This is a genomic window from Streptomyces uncialis, from assembly GCF_036250755.1.
In the GTDB taxonomy this organism is placed as follows: Bacteria; Actinomycetota; Actinomycetes; order Streptomycetales; family Streptomycetaceae; genus Streptomyces; species Streptomyces uncialis.
Map to the genome: position 1 here is coordinate 682,456 of NZ_CP109583.1, position 14,631 is coordinate 697,086.

Consider the following 14,631-nt stretch of genomic DNA (forward strand, 5'->3'; position numbering starts at 1 on the left):
CCGGGACCTCATACCGCTCGGACCACGAGAGCGGCGTTGTGGCCGCCGAAGCCGAACGAGTTGCTGAGCGCGGTCCGCAGACCGTCGTGGTGCTGCGCCCGGTGCGGAACGAAGTTGATGTCCGGGTCGATCGGCTCGTCGCAGTTGAGGGTCGGGGGGACGTCACCCGTGCGGAGGACCTGGATCGAGGCCACGAGTTCGACCGCTCCGGCGGCACCGATCATGTGCCCGGTCATCGACTTGGTGGAGCTGACCGGGATCCGGGTGACACGATCGCCCAGCACTTTGCGCAGGACGGCCGTCTCGGTGGCGTCGTTCAGCAGCGTTCCGGTGCCGTGCGCGTTGACGTAGTCCACGTCCGCGCCCGATATCCCCGCGTCACGCAGCGCCGCCTCGACGGCGAGGCACGCGCCGCGTCCCTCGGGATGCGGGGCCGTCCAGTGATGGGCGTCGGAACTGGCCCCGTAGCCGGTGAGTTCGGCCAAGGGCGTCGCCCCTCGGCTGCCGGCCACCTCGGCGGCCTCCAGCACCAGCACGGCGGCTCCCTCGCTCATCACGAACCCGTCGCGATGCGTGTCGAACGGCCGGCATGCCGCGGTCGGGTCGTCGTTGCGTCTGGACAGCGCGCGGGCGTTGCCGCTGCCCGCGAGGTCGACGGTGGTGACACAGGCGTCGGCGCCGCCGACGATGACGATGTCGGCCTCCCCATGGCTGATCATGCGCATCCCCGCGCCTACCGCGTCCGCGCCACTGGCGCACGCCGTGCTCTGGGCACGGCTGGGCCCCTGAATGCCGAGACGCATGCTGATCTCGCCCGCGGCGCTGTCCATGGCAGTCGTGACCTGGGTGAAGGGGCTGATGGCCCGTGGCCCTCTGTCCCGCAGGGTGTTCGCGGCACGGTAGATCGAGCCCACCGGGCCGTAGCCGCTGCCGATGATCACGGCGACCCGCGGCGCCAGGCCGTCGTCGACGACGAGCCGGGCGTGCTCGCAGGCCTCCAGTGCCGCGGCGAGGGCGTACCGCGCGTACGGGTCGGCGCGACGACTGACCGTCGGGGGCATGTAGCGGCCGGGGGTGAATCCTTTGACCTGGCCGCCGATCCGGACATCGAGACCGGTCAGGTCCATCCCGTCCACGGTGTCGATGCCGCTGCGCCCGGCCAGCATCGCCGTCCACGTCTCGTCGGCGCTGTGGCCCAGCGGCGTCACCGCCCCGTACCCGGTGACCAGCACCCGGCGTCGGGCCCGGCCCCGTCCGGCGTCGTCCCGCTCTGCCGCGTAGGTCACTGGGGAACCACCCCGGCGTCGTGGAGGGCCGGGAGGATGTCGTCGGGGGCGACCGGCACCCTGAGCACGGCGGTGCCTCCCCGGGAGCAGAACCGTCGCGCGGCAAGGACCTCATCGGTCAGCGCGGCCTTGTCGCACAGCACTCGGCAGTGGATGTCCGACCCGTCCAGCACGGGCGGCGGGGCGCCCGGGCGGGTGAATGGGTAGAGCTCGGCGTCGAGGCCGAGTCGGGCGCGTTGGGCGTCCAGCCAGCCGTAGCCGCCGTTGCACAGCACCACGTAGAGGACGCCGCCATGGGCCGGAGCGGTGACGGCGATGTCCGCGCGGGCCGCGAGGAACGCTCCGTCTCCGATGAACGCGGTGACCTCATGGCCCGGGGCGGCCCGCTTGACCCCGATGGCCGCGGCCGCCCCGAAGCCCAAGGGGGTCTGCTCCGACGGCACGATGGACCCGCCGCCGACGCGGAAGGGGAAGCCGTAGGACCACATGTCCTGCAACCCGTTCTCCTGGACCAGCACACGGGGCCCGCCGGCGGTGGCGTCGAGCGCGGCGAGCAGCTCAGCGACGCGGATCCCCGGAAGCGTCGCCGCGCGGGCCAGTTCCGCTTCCACCTCCAGCGCCATGGCCTTGCGGGCGACGGCGACCTCGCCTGCCCACGCCTCGGTCGCGTCCGCGTGCTCGGCGTCGCGGTCCTCGTCCAGCGCCCGCGACCAGCTGAGCACGGCGTGCCGGGCGTCCGCGAGCACACGCGGGCCGGAGAACTCGGCGGACAGCCCGCCCGGATCGAGGTTGACCTGCACCACCGGGACCGGGGGCCACGGCGTTCCGCCTTCGACGACCGTCTCCTCAAGTCGCCCGGCGAGCGACACCACCAGGTCGCAGGACGACCACAGCTCACGGGCGGGGGCCGCCGCGTAGAGCCCCGCGACACCGCAGAACAGCGGGTGGCGCTCGTCGACGGCACCGCGGCCGGACGCGGTGGTGAAGACTGCCGCGCCGAGGCGTCCGGCGAAGCGCTCGACGACACCGTCGGCGTTGCGGTGCCGCATCCCGCCGCCTACCAGCACCACCGGACGCCGGCTCGCGCGGATCGCCGCCAGTGCCGGTCCCGGTACTACCGGGCCGGACTCGACGACCAGTGGTTCGGGCAGCGTCGGACACGGTCCGGTGACGACGATCTCCGCCGTGCGGACATCATCGGGTACCTCCAGGAACACGGGTCCGGCCGGCGGCCCCATGGCCCGGGTCAGCGCCGTCACCGTGGCGGGGACGACCCGGTCGGGATGACCCACCCGGTGCGCCCACCGCACGAGGGGCGTTGTCACGGCGACCTGGTCGAGTTCCTGGAAGCCGCCACTCCCCCGGCGCCGTTCGGGCACGCCGGCGGCGAGCACGAGGACGGCCGCACCGGACTCCCGCGCCTCCAGCAGCCCCGTGGCCGCGTGGGTGACGGCCGGGCCCTTGCCGAGCGCGCATACGGCGAGCCTCCCCGACTGGAGGGCGTAGCCGGTCGCCATGTACATCGCGTTGCGCTGGTCACGGCACGGCACGAGGTCCAGGCCCGCGGCGTCGAGGGCGCGGAGCAACTCCAGATCATCGCCGGGCAACCCGAAGCAGGTGTCCACCCCGTTCGCCACCAGCAGGTCGACGATCGCGGACCACGCGTCGGTGTACCGTCGGCCGGCCCGGGTCACTTCCCACCCACTGTGGTGGGGGCGGCCGTCGGGATGTTCCGCGCCACGGCCTGCGAGGTGAGCAGTGGTTCGGCGTGCCGCTCGCCGCCGTAGGAGAGGTAGTTCGCCCTCATCCCGAATCCGCCGAACGGGCGGTTGCCGTCCTCCGCGTCGAGCAGCGTGTGGTTGACACAGGTGTGGTGACGCTTGGACAGGACCTTCACGGTCTCCGGATCGCTCCCGTAGAGCATCGCCCCCAGCGCGCGTTCGCTGAAGTAGGGGCTCGACAACCGATCACGCAGCAGCCTCGCGCTGGGATAGGCCACGACGTTGAAGACCGGCGCGAACATCTCCTCCAGCGGGATCTTGTCGTCGAAGCCCCACAGCAGCACGGTCGGCTCGATCCTGCGGGACCGCAGATCGATGCGCCCGCCGTACCGGATGCGACGCGCGTGACGCACCAGATAGTCCGAGCAGTTCACGAGCGCCGAGTCGTAGCAGATCGGACCGTAGTCGACGTCAGGGTCGTCGTTCCGCCCGAAACGCAGCGAAGCCAGCCCCTCGGACAACAGGTCGACGAAGTCGTCGGTGCGGCCCTCGGGCACGAACAGGACGTCGGGACCGAAACAGTCCTGGCCTGAGTTGTGGAGCCGGATTCTCGTGACATCTTCCACGGCACGCGCGAGATCGGCGTCGGGTGCGATCACGAAGGGATTGATGCCGTTGCCGAAGAAGAGGAAGAGCTGGTCCTCCGCCAGCCCTTCGCGGATGGTCTCGGCATTGGAGTAGCGGCCGGTGAAGACGATGAGGTCCGCTTCGCGTACCGGACCGGTCACGAACTTGCGCTGGCTGAGTTCGAAGAGCTTGATGGGTAAGCGGTGGACCGGTGCCAGCAGGGTGTGCAAGCGCTGCATCTGGCTCTTGTTCTCCGAGGACGGCCGAAAGGTGATGACGTCGCTGTACAGGGATGCCACGAGCACGTGAAGCGCGTAGGAATAGAGCGGGATGTTGGAGGGGACGAACACCGCGGCGCGAGGCACACAGCCGGGCCGGACACGGCGGATCTCCTCCTCCGCCCCGTCGAGGGTGGCGAGGAACGAACGAATCTCCGCGCGCGCGGTCCGGTGGGGCGAGAACTCGGTGAGAACTCTCATCACCGTGTCCTCGTTGTCGGCCACGTACCGGCGCACCGCGCCCAGCGCGTCGACACGGTCGGCGAAGGGGATGCGGTATTCGGCCGCACCGATGGCCGAGCCGGACACGGTGACGTCCGTGGTCGTGGGGTGCGAAGCGGACAGCGAGTTCATGGCGATCTTCTCCAGAGCGGCCTTGTTGGGCTTTCCCGTGTTCGTGAGGGGCAGCGCGGGAAGCACGATGACGTGGTCGGGCTGCTCGTAGCGGGCGAGCACGGAGCGCAGCAGCCGTTTCCAGTGCGCGGGCTCGCGGGCGTCCGGGTCCGTGATCACGAACACCAGACGGCAGCCCAGACGCGCGTCGGGCACGGCGACGACCTCCGTCCGCGCACCGGCCGACCCGGCCCGCGCGGCGAGGTGGTCGGGATAGAGCGTGTGGCCGTCACGGTGCACGGCGTGCTTGCGCCCGACCGGGAAGACACGGCCGGCGCCGTCGAGCAGGCCGATGTCGCCGGTGCGGTGCACCGGACCCGAGAGCGGAACGATCTCACCGTCATCGCCCAGGTGGCCGGTCATCAGGCCGTCACTGCGTACGACGAGCTCGCCGATTCGGCCGTCGGGAAGCGGCTTCCCTTGCTCGTCGTGGACCTCGACGACCACGCCGGGCAACGGTGTGCCGCACCCGATCGGATCGGTGGGAGGCGCCAGCGCGATGTTTCCCACCTCGGTCGCGCCGTAGCCGTCGAGGAGGCGTCGGCCCGTGCGGGCGTGGAACCGGGCCGCCAGGTCGGGTCCCAGCGGCGCGCCGCCCACGCACCAGGCCCGTACCGCCGTCAGCGCGTTCGCGAGAGCGGGACGACGGTCGAGCAGGTTGAGCAGGCTGTAGTAGGTCGACGGGGCCCCGTCCACGACGGAGAGGCCGTGCTCCACGCCGACCGCGAACGCCCGGTCCAGCCGGGTGGCCGACCCGTAGACCACGAGCGTGCCTCCGCCCAGCCACCAGGTCAGGACCAGCGACAGACCGTATTGGTGGGAGTACGGCAGGACGGGCAGGAAGACGTCGTCAGGCCGGTACCCCATACGTTCCGCGCTGAGCGCGAGGTTGTCCAGGATCGAACGACCGGAGCGCACAATGCCTTTGGGGTCGCCTGTCGTACCCGACGACCATGAGATCGCGGCATCCTGGCGCAGGGCCCAGGCCGCCGCGTCGGGCACGGCCGCCGTGTCCGGAGCGGGCCGTGGCGCCGCGGCGTGGCCCGTGGTGTCGCTGATTTCGGCCACCACGCGCGCTTGAGTGCGAATCCGCGATCGCTGTGACGGCGTGGCTCGATGGTCGGCCAGCACCACCGAGGCATCGAGGTGGATGAGCGCCAGCAGATCGACGACCCATTCCGGGGAATTGGCCCCGCTCATCATCACCCGCGAACCGGGCCCGAGGCCGCGGCGTGCAAAACGTTCGGTGGCATCGAATATGCGGGCCGCGACTTCGCCTGTCTCCCAGACGTGCCCCTTGGGCGATATCAGGCGCCTAGAAATGGGCAACTCGTGCTCCTTAGCGCCAGGCGTGGGCTCAACTTCCTGGATGTGCAGGTGTGTAGAACCACAATCCCGCGATACGCCTGATCCTGTTCAACAGGAAATATCTGAAGCGACTATCGCATACCCGCAGAACGGTGTCGAGTGCTGAAACGGCGCTCCGTTGCATGTGGGGGTCGTTGAGTATGCAGTGACGAAACAGATGTGACGAGCAGCCAGTTATGATCGTGAATGCGTGGCGCGGCTGTTGTCCGAGTGCATGTAAACGTCGCCCTCGGATCGAATACGGACCCCCCGCGCCACCAAGTACCGGAATTCATATTCAGTCGTCTGTTCGAGCTTTTCGTGTTCCAATCATCGACGCCAACATATCCGGGGTGTGCACGGACCTGTGCGGCGTGGGCGCCGGGGGTCCTGTGCACCCCCGGCGCCGCGGACCATGTCGGCGAGCGCGGGAGCATCGGGCGTTGTCGCTCTCGGCCTCCCGGAGGAGGCACACCAGAACTCGACTGCTTCCGGCGGAGAGTGCTCACCTGCCGGCGGCTACGGAACCGGGTGTCCCCCGGTTCCGTAGCTCCCCTCAGGCGGGGCCGGTGTCGCCCGGCAGGGGCGCGGTGTGGTGCAGGAGTCGGGGCGGCAGGTATGGGCCGGCGACCAGGGTGTTCCAGCCGCGTCGGCGGGCGTGGCAGGTGAGAGCCAGGATGTCGAGGTTGAGTGCCCGGTCGGGATCGTCGGCGCGGTCGCCGACCCGGTAGTAGTCGCGGTGTTCCTCCAGTGCGTCGAGGAGCGCGAGGTTGAAGCTCTGCTCGTCCCCGTCGACCAACTGGGACAGCAGCACGGCCGGGGGCATGAGGAAACCCCAGTTCCTGGCCCGGTGGTGGGCTTCCAGGGCCGCGTCCATGGCGGGTCGGGGATCGTCAAGGTGCAGGTAGGCGAGGAGCGCCAGCCGGTAGGCCGCGAACGCCGACGGGTCGTTCCGGAGGAAGCGGGTGCCGCTGAGGACGAGTGGTGCGAGGTCGTCGCGTGCCCCGCTGATCAGGGCGAGGCCGACCGCCTTCTGCCAGGGCGCGGGCCCGGCGTCCACGCCCGTGTAGGCGGCGACGGGGATCTTCTCGCCCTCGACGGTCACGTCGACGGTGGTTCCGGGTTCGGCGAGCGCGGCCCGGAAGAAGGCGGCCCCGGCCCTCGACGCGCGGCGCACGTCGCGGATCTGCCGGTCCGAGGCGTCGTCGCTGGTCAGGGCCCGGGCCCTGACCAGAATGACCAGGTCGGACATGGCCATGCCCAGGCGCCATGCCTTCCCGGCGTCCGCCAGCTCTTCCCGGATGTCGCACCCGAGGGCGTCCTCGTGGTCGGGGTCCAGGGGTTCGACCGTGCCGGGGCGTTCCACCGTGACGGGTCCGGCGCCGAGTTCGGCGACGGCGTCGGGGCGCCGGGTCGCGCCGTACGGTCCCACCCGTGGTCCCGCGGTCTCGAAGCCGGTGACGAGGGTGCGCGGGAGGTAGTCGGTGCTGAAGGGGAGCCACCAGCCTTCACGGCGGTAGGCGAGTGCGGCCAGGGCGAGCGGCAGCAGGGGCAGCAGCGATCCGGGGACGGTGCTGGGCCGCGTGGGCGCGCTGTGCCGGCGCAGGAGAGTGGCCATCCCGTCCGTGAAGGTGTCCCGGTCGCCGCAGGCCAGGGCGCGCAGGGCGTCGAGCGCCGTGCTGTGGAGGTGGTCCGGCCTGCCCTGGTGGGTCTCGTGGTGGGTGCGGATCCGTGCGATCGCGGTGTCCAGCGCGGCGATCGTGTGTTCCTTCGTGGGCGGGTAGGGGGCGTCGTCGTCCTCAAGTGTGCCCAGGGTGTAGGCCAGCAGGCCGTGGATCAGTTCGGTCGACGGCTGCCCTTGCGTGCCGTGCTGGGGGTCCTGGCGGGCGAAGTGGAAGGCTTCCCCGTGCCGTTCGGCGCCACCGGTGAGGACCGCGAGGCAGAACGCGTCGATCCAGGTCTGCGTGCTGATGCTCTGCGGGATGCCTTCCCCGGCGTCGTAGCCGATCCCGAAGTTGACGTAGTCGAGGTGGATGTGGAAGGCGATGTGGGGGCAGTACGCGGCGTACTGGACGGCGCCCACGGTCGCCGCGGCCGCGTCGTTCAGCACGGCCCGGGCTTCCGGTGTGTCCAGGCCGGGGTCCGCGACCGACAGCGCCCCGAGGTGGTCCAGGTACGCGTCCCCGATGTACAACCACTCCGAAGCGGCCATGGGGCCGCCCTTCGACGTGGAGATGACCAGACGTGAGATCCGGTTGGTGAAATCGTCCAGGGCTTCGGCGATCGACGCTTCGGCCACGGGGTGTCGCTCTATTCGCATGCCCGTCAGTCTCTCCCCGCTGGTCCGCCGACGGCCAGTCGGCGCGCTCCCGCCCGCACCGGCGTAAGGCGGTTCGCCGCTGCTATGCGGAACGGCGCCTGAGGCGAGGCCCGTTCATTGCGGACGGGCCCGCGGGGCCGGAAGCAGGCACCGAGAGCTCGGGGCGGCCTCCCGCACCGTGAGGGCGCCGGCGGGGAGCAAGTACCGGACAGCGCCCTCGTGTCGGCTCAACGGTTGGGCGTCACCAGCCATTGCCGATCTCGATGGCTCCGGTGAGGTAGCCGGTCCCGCCGGTTCCGGTGTAGATGTACAGATTCCCGTTGCCGTCATTACGGGTGATCACATCGGGATGCCCGTCACCGGTGTAGTCCGCGACACCAACGAAAGTGAAGTTCTGCCAACCGATACCGATCGGAGCACCCCCCGTCAGATAACCGGTCCCGCCGACCCCGCTGTAGACATACAGATTCCCATTACCGTCATTACGGGCAACCACATCAGGATGCCCGTCACCGGTGTAGTCCGCGACACCAACGAAAGTGAAGTTCTGCCAACCGATACCGATCGGAGCACCCCCCGTCAGATAACCGGTCCCGCCGACCCCGCTGTAGACATACAGATTCCCATTACCGTCATTACGGGCAACCACATCAGGATGCCCGTCACCGGTGTAGTCCGCGACACCAACAAAGGTGAAGTTCTGCCAACCGATACCGATCGGAGCACCCCCGGTGAGGTAACCCGTTCCACCAGTGCCCGAATAGACGTACAGATTCCCGTTACCGTTGTTACGGGCGACCACATCAGGGTGACCATCACCCGTGTAATCGGCGACACCGACGAAGGTGAAGTTCTGCCAGCCGATGCCGATCGGGGCACGTGTCCGAGTGCTGTGGCCGGCGCCCGCGCCGGGGAAGAGGTAGAGGATTCCGGTGGCATCGTCTCGCGCGATGGTGTCGAAGTGGCTGTCGCCGTCGTAGTCGGCGGTCCCCGCGAAGGTCCATCCGGTACCGGGGGTGTAGGGAGGTACCGCCCTGCCGACGTCGAGACGCGGCGTGCTCGCCCCGGTGTAGACGATCGGGGTGCCGCTGGTGGCGAGGCGCGAGACCAGGCCGTCGATGCCCTCGGTGGGGTAGGCGTGCTTCAGCACGGCGAGGGCGCCGGCCACGTGCGGGGCGGCCATCGAGGTGCCGTTCTTGCCGGCGTAGGTGTTGCCGGGCACGGACGAGACGATGGAGGTGCCCGGTGCCAGCAGGTCGAGCAGCGGGCCGCGGTTGCTGAATGTGGAGAGCTGGTCGTCGTCGGTACTGGACCCCACCGTGACGGCCGAGGAAACGCACCCGGGGGCGTTGACCGCGTCGGGATAACCGTTGTTCCCCGCCGCGACGACCGTGGCGACGCCTGCGGTGAGCAGGCTGTCAATGATCATCTTGCGGGGGTCCGCAGCACAGGCGGTGGTCCAACGTCCGCTGCCGAGGGACATGTTCGCGGCGATGACGTCGGTTCCGGCCTGTTTCAGCGCCAAGACCTTCTCCAGTGCCTTGATCTGCGAGCTGGTGAAGCTCAGCACGCACGGGCCGGCCCCGGGTCCGCAGTACTCGTCGGAGTTGAACTTGGAGAACACCTGGATGGCGATGATGTCCGCCCCGGGGGCGACGCCGCGCGCGGGGGCTCCACTGATGCCGGTTCCGTTGCCCGCGGCGATGCCGGCGACATGGGTTCCGTGGGAGCAGGCGCCGTTCAGTGTGGCGCATGTGCCTGTGTCGGCGTCGGCGCTGCCGGGGCCGTCCTGCTGGGCGGTGCCGTTGGGGCAGAGGCTGGTGGAACCGTACGTGTTGTCGTTGACGGAGAAGCACGACTCGGTCTTGACGCGGTTGGTGAGGAACGGGTGGTTGGTGGCGACGCCGGTGTCGAGGATGGCGATCGCGGTACCGGCGCCGGTCTTCCCTGCCGCGGCAGCCCTGCTGCTGCCGATCTTGACGGTGGATTCGTCCAGCGTCGCCGGGACCGGGATGTCTTCGCTGACACCGATCACCCCCGGCTTGGAGTTCAGCTGCTGCAAGCCCGCGTGGTTCGTGCGGAGGGTGACCATCGGCACGGTGTCGTAGGAGACGAGGGTCTCGCCTGCTGCGGAGGCGGAGGCCAGGTCCGCGCGCCGGTTGGTGACGACGTTGACGCGGACGGTGCCCCCGCCTTGGGTCTTGTCGAACAGCGGCGGGTCGACCGGACCGTTCACCGCGGCGAAGGCCGGGCCGACGCCGAGCAGGGGGTCGGTATCCAGCGGTATCGCGGTGAACAGCATGGCCGCTGCCATGGCGGCGATCATGACCCGTACAGGTCTCTTCACGTATTGCTCCATCGAAAGGTATTGCGCGGGAGGTCGGCACAGGTGTTTCGGGTGGGAAAGGGGATCGGCAGCGGACGACCCAGTGGCCGGTGGGCAGTTTCTTCCAGCTCGGGGCGCGCGCCGGGAGTGGCGGCGAATGCCCCTGTCGGCTGCAAGGGGAGCAGCGCAATGGTCAAGTCGGCGGCGATGGGGATCGTCCCTCTACGTAAGACTCTCCAATGGGGTAACGGGAGTTGGATCACGTGGACGATAGATCAATGGGCCTTGCTCCACAAGAGAGATTTTCGGCGTCGCCTCGCCCATCAGAATCGGAACCCGGCTATCCGCTTGCGGGGTGAGCGCGAATGGACGTCCGCCTTTGATTCAAACATTTCTGACGGCCCATCCGGCTTCCGCCGTGAGAAATCACGGTGAGTGGTGCGCGGCAGGGTGTTTCCGCACAACTATTGATCAGGAACTCCAAAGGCTCTCGTTGATCATCGAGGTGGAAATCACCGCCGCTGCCGGAAGCATCGCCTGAGACTCCAGCTCGCGGAGCCGGCAGTCGGATGCCCGCCCCTGCGACACGCCTGCCTCAGCTCTCGCCGAGCCCTGCGTACCGGCTCAGCGGGGGTTCGTCCTACCCGAAGCAGCTACGCCACACGGCTGAGCGGAGGAGCGCCGAGCAGGAGGGTTGCGGCTACGGTTCACGCGTCGGCGTGGTGATGCGGTGAGGCGCCGACGAGTGTCGGGAAGGCACACGCAGCACGGCGGCCTCAGCGCTGACGCCGCAGCACATTCATCGCCCCAGCGGTATGGAGGAGAACACATGCGGTCGGTCATTCCCGACTATCTGACCGAGGCTCTCGGAGATGTCGAGCCGGACACTGCTGGACAGCTGGCGGACTACATCCCTGAGCTTGCGGCAGCGGACCCTGAGCGCCTCGGCGCGGTCTTCGCCACGCCTGACGGGGAGGTCTACGGTGCCGGCGACATCGATACCGAGTTCACGATCCAATCGATCTCCAAGCCGTTCGCGTACGCGCTGGCACTGGCTGATCGCGACTTCGGCCCTGTGCTCGCCAAAGTCGGTGTCGAGCCGTCGGGAGAGGCGTTCAACCAGATCTCCCTCGAAAGTGATACCGGGCGCCCTTTCAATCCGATGATCAACGCCGGTGCGATCACCACCCACTCGCTGGCCGGTTCGGAGGGCATGAATCCGGCGGAGCGCGTGGAGCGCGTGGTCCGCGGCCTTTCGGCATTCGCCGGTCGTCCGCTGAGGATCGATGAGGCGGTGTGCGTGTCGGAGATGGAGCACGCGCACCGCAACCTCGCCATCGCGTACATGCTCCGTGGCTACGGCATCCTCACCGAGGACCCCAGGGCCGTTGTCGAGGGCTACATCCGTCAGTGCTCCGTGCTGGTCACCGCGCGAGATCTGGCCATGATGGCCGCCACTTTGGCCAATCGCGGCGTCAATCCCCTCTCGGGTGAGCGAGTGGTACGCGAACCGGTGGTGCGTCAGGTGCTGAGTGTCATGTCCACCTGTGGGATGTATGACGCGGCCGGTGACTGGGCGACCCAGGTCGGCATTCCGGCGAAGAGTGGCGTGGCCGGGGGCCTGATCGGGGCGCTCCCCGGCCAGATCGGCATCGCCACGTTCTCACCACGACTGGACGCCCACGGGAACAGCGTTCGCGGGGTTTCGCTGTTCGAGCGGTTCTCCTCCGACATGGGTCTGCATGTGATGGAGGTGCCGGCCGCCGCGCGTGCCATCGTGCGGTCCAACCACGTCACCGGCATCGGACCGAATGCGGTCCGGGTCCTCCAACTGCAAGGCGGGATCGGCTTCGCCGGAGCCGAGAGAGTCGTCCGGGAAGCCGTGAGCACCGCCCCCGCGGAAGTCAGGGTGGTTCTGGACCTCACGATGGTCTATTCGATCGATGACGTGGCACGGCGCATGTTGCTGGAGGTCGTGCGTCGGCTCACGCTGGACGGTCACGAGGTCTACCTCGTCGACCCGGAATCGATCATGCCCGATCCCGACCCCGGCGACGGCGGCAAGGTCACCGTCGTAGGAGATATGGGGCAAGCCATGATCTGACCGCACCAGGCGGTCCGGCGCGGGAGCCGTCCGTCGAACCGTCCAGCCCCGTCCGGACAGACCCTGAGGGCCCTACCGCTTGGTCAAGTTCCCGCGATCCGTCGTGTCCCCCAGCGGAGACGAGGTCATCGGCTCCTGGGGGGTGAAGGTGACCGGGAGGGCCTGGGGGCCGCGGAAGGTCGGGGCGTAGCCCCAGTCGACCTCGTCGCCCGGGATGTCCAGGGTCAGGTCCGGCAGGCGGTCGAAGAGCGTGGTGATCGCGATCTCCGTCTCCAGCTTCACCAGATGGCTGCCCAGGCAGGTGTGCACGCCGTGGCCGAACGCCAGGTGCGGGCGGGCATCGCGGGTGAGGTCCAGGGCGTCGGGGTCGGGGAACCGGTCCGGGTCGCGGTTCGCCGCCGCCAGCGACAGCAGCACCACGTCGCCCTCTCCCACGCGGGCGTCCGCGATCGTCATGTCCTCGCCCGCGTACCGGTACTCCGCCACGTGCGACGGCGAGTCCAGGCGCAGCAGCTCGTTGATCGCCTGGGACCAGTCGATGTCGCCGCCGAGCAGGGCGGCTCGCCGGCCGGGGTGGCCGAGCAGGCGCAGGACGGTGGTGCCGAGGAACTGGATCGTGGTGATGTGACCGGCGCCGATCAGCGTCATGACCATCACCTCCAGCTCGTCCCCGGTCAGCGCGCCCGACTCGATCAACCGGGTCGGCAGGTCGTCCCCCGGGTGCGCTCGTTTGTAGGCCACCAGCTTCCGGACGTAGCCGAGCAGCTCGGCCAGCTTCGCCTCGTCACGCGGCTGCTGGAACTTCGCGCGGTACCACATGTCGAGCACGTCGGCGGCGGGCGCGCGCTCGGCTTCCGGGACGCCGAGCAGGTCGTGCATGACGGCGACCGGGATCTGCCGGGTGTACTCGGCGACGAGGTCCGCGTGCCCCCGCCCGGCGAACGACTCGACGGCGTGCGCGCAGGTCCGGGCGGTGCGATCACGCAGGCGGGACACCGCGGCGGGGGTGAACGCCGCGGCGATGAGCCGGCGCAGCCTGGCGTGTCCGGGTTCGTCCAGATTGGACAGACCGGGCGGGTGCGGGTCGGGGTTGACCGGGGCGCCGCTGCCCAGGCGGCGGTCCGCCAGGCAGGCGCGGACGTCGTCGTACCGGGTCACCAGCCACATCCGGCCCTGGACGTGCGGGCCGTCGACGGGGCAGACCGGGTCGTGCTCGCGCAACCAGTCGTAGCCCGGGTACGGGTCGGCGGTCACGACGGCCGACCGGCGATCAGCAGTTTCTCCAGCGGGGACGCGGCGAGCGGCACGACCCGCGACTCGGTGAGCCCTGCCTCGCCCAGCCATGCCGCGAGGTCGGTGTAGCGGTGCACGCCGCCGCCGTGGCCCTGCCACAGGGTCAGGTCGAACATGGCGAGGAACCCGGCCGCGGCCGGACCCAGCCCGGCCGGTGGTTCCCGGTCGTGGTCGAGGATGACGATGCTTCCCGTGGGGGACAACGATTTCGCCGCGCGCTGGAACAGCTCGCGGCATTCCTCGGGGCGGTGGCCGTGCAGGACGTTGAACAGCAGCACCAGGTCGTGCCCGGAACCCAGGTCGTCGGTGAGGTAGTCCCCTGCCTGCGCCGTCACCCGGTCCCGCGGGGCGTCTTCGCGCAGGGCGGTGATCGTCTCGGGCAGGTCGAACACGGTGACCCGGACGTCCGGACGACGGCGGCACAGTTCGACGGTGTGGTCGCCGTGGCCGCCCCCGATGTCCAGGACGGTCGCCGCGGGAGGCAGCGCGGCGGCGATGTCATCGGCAAGGGCCACGGCGGCGCCGGCGAGCATCCGGCGCAGGCGGCCCGCGAGGGCGGGGCGCTCGCTCAGCCAGGTGTAGAAGCCGCGGCGGGGTGTGCCGGTGCGGATGGTGTCCTCGATGTCGGCCCACTGCTCGAACAGGGTCTCGTACCAGAACAGTTCGGCGTCCTCCGAGCCGGGCTTCGCGGCGGTCGTGACCCCGGCCTCGTCGTGGCGCAGGTAGCCGAAGGCCACCAGGATGTTCACCAGGCTGCGCGTCCCGGCCGGGGTCCCGCCGATCCTGGTGGCCAGCTCCTCGACGGACAGCGGGCCGGTTTCCAGCGCGGTGAACACCCCGAGCCGGACACCGGCGATCATGGCCCGGTACCCGGCCGCGCCGAGCCGGTCCAGTACCGGAGCCGGGACACCAGAGGATTGTTCGGGCAATGGCATG

The 14,631-nt window shown here is 69.6% G+C and carries 8 protein-coding genes; 1 reads left to right on the forward strand and 7 read right to left on the reverse strand.

The features are described from left to right. Positions 1 to 8: 8 nt before the first annotated feature. From fabF to OG711_RS02535, 5 genes are all read right to left on the reverse strand, one after another. A complete protein-coding gene (gene fabF / locus OG711_RS02515; RefSeq protein ID WP_329558234.1) occupies positions 9 to 1,286 on the reverse strand; it encodes a beta-ketoacyl-ACP synthase II in 1,278 nt (425 codons plus the stop codon). Beyond that, the gene (locus OG711_RS02520) at positions 1,283 to 2,980 is read right to left on the reverse strand and encodes a thiamine pyrophosphate-binding protein (RefSeq protein WP_329558235.1); all 1,698 of its coding nucleotides are present in this window, start codon (positions 2,978 to 2,980) and stop codon (positions 1,283 to 1,285) included. The genes fabF and OG711_RS02520 overlap by 4 nt, the downstream gene beginning before the upstream one ends. Further along, the gene (locus tag OG711_RS02525; RefSeq protein WP_329558236.1) at positions 2,977 to 5,634 is read right to left on the reverse strand and encodes an aldehyde dehydrogenase family protein; all 2,658 of its coding nucleotides are present in this window, start codon (positions 5,632 to 5,634) and stop codon (positions 2,977 to 2,979) included. The genes OG711_RS02520 and OG711_RS02525 overlap by 4 nt, the downstream gene beginning before the upstream one ends. Positions 5,635 to 6,208: 574 nt before the next feature. Next, a complete protein-coding gene (locus OG711_RS02530) occupies positions 6,209 to 7,972 on the reverse strand; it encodes an immunity 49 family protein (RefSeq protein WP_329558237.1) in 1,764 nt (587 codons plus the stop codon). A 241-nt stretch (positions 7,973 to 8,213) separates the two neighbouring features. Next, a complete protein-coding gene (locus tag OG711_RS02535; protein ID WP_329558238.1) occupies positions 8,214 to 10,319 on the reverse strand; it encodes a S8 family serine peptidase in 2,106 nt (701 codons plus the stop codon). A gap of 808 nt (positions 10,320 to 11,127) precedes the next feature. On the opposite strand from OG711_RS02535, the gene OG711_RS02540 reads away from it, so the two are divergent. After that, a complete protein-coding gene (locus tag OG711_RS02540; RefSeq protein WP_329558239.1) occupies positions 11,128 to 12,402 on the forward strand; it encodes a glutaminase in 1,275 nt (424 codons plus the stop codon). A 72-nt stretch (positions 12,403 to 12,474) separates the two neighbouring features. Here the strand turns inward: OG711_RS02540 and OG711_RS02545 are convergent, their stop codons facing one another. Both OG711_RS02545 and OG711_RS02550 read right to left on the reverse strand, forming a co-directional pair. Then, positions 12,475 to 13,656: a cytochrome P450 family protein gene (locus tag OG711_RS02545; RefSeq protein ID WP_073786013.1), complete on the reverse strand. Its 1,182-nt coding sequence runs from the start codon at positions 13,654 to 13,656 to the stop codon at positions 12,475 to 12,477. Beyond that, the gene (locus OG711_RS02550; protein ID WP_329563570.1) at positions 13,653 to 14,630 is read right to left on the reverse strand and encodes a methyltransferase; all 978 of its coding nucleotides are present in this window, start codon (positions 14,628 to 14,630) and stop codon (positions 13,653 to 13,655) included. The genes OG711_RS02545 and OG711_RS02550 overlap by 4 nt, the downstream gene beginning before the upstream one ends. Position 14,631: the final 1 nt, after the last annotated feature.

Excerpts from the sequence above, each read along its gene's own strand:
- OG711_RS02530 (WP_329558237.1), bottom strand. The coding sequence starts at position 7,972 with ATGCGAATAGAGCGACACCCCGTGGCCGAAGCGTCGATCGCCGAAGCC.
- OG711_RS02550 (WP_329563570.1), bottom strand. The coding sequence starts at position 14,630 with ATGCCATTGCCCGAACAATCCTCTGGTGTCCCGGCTCCGGTACTGGAC.
- OG711_RS02540 (WP_329558239.1), top strand. The coding sequence starts at position 11,128 with ATGCGGTCGGTCATTCCCGACTATCTGACCGAGGCTCTCGGAGATGTC.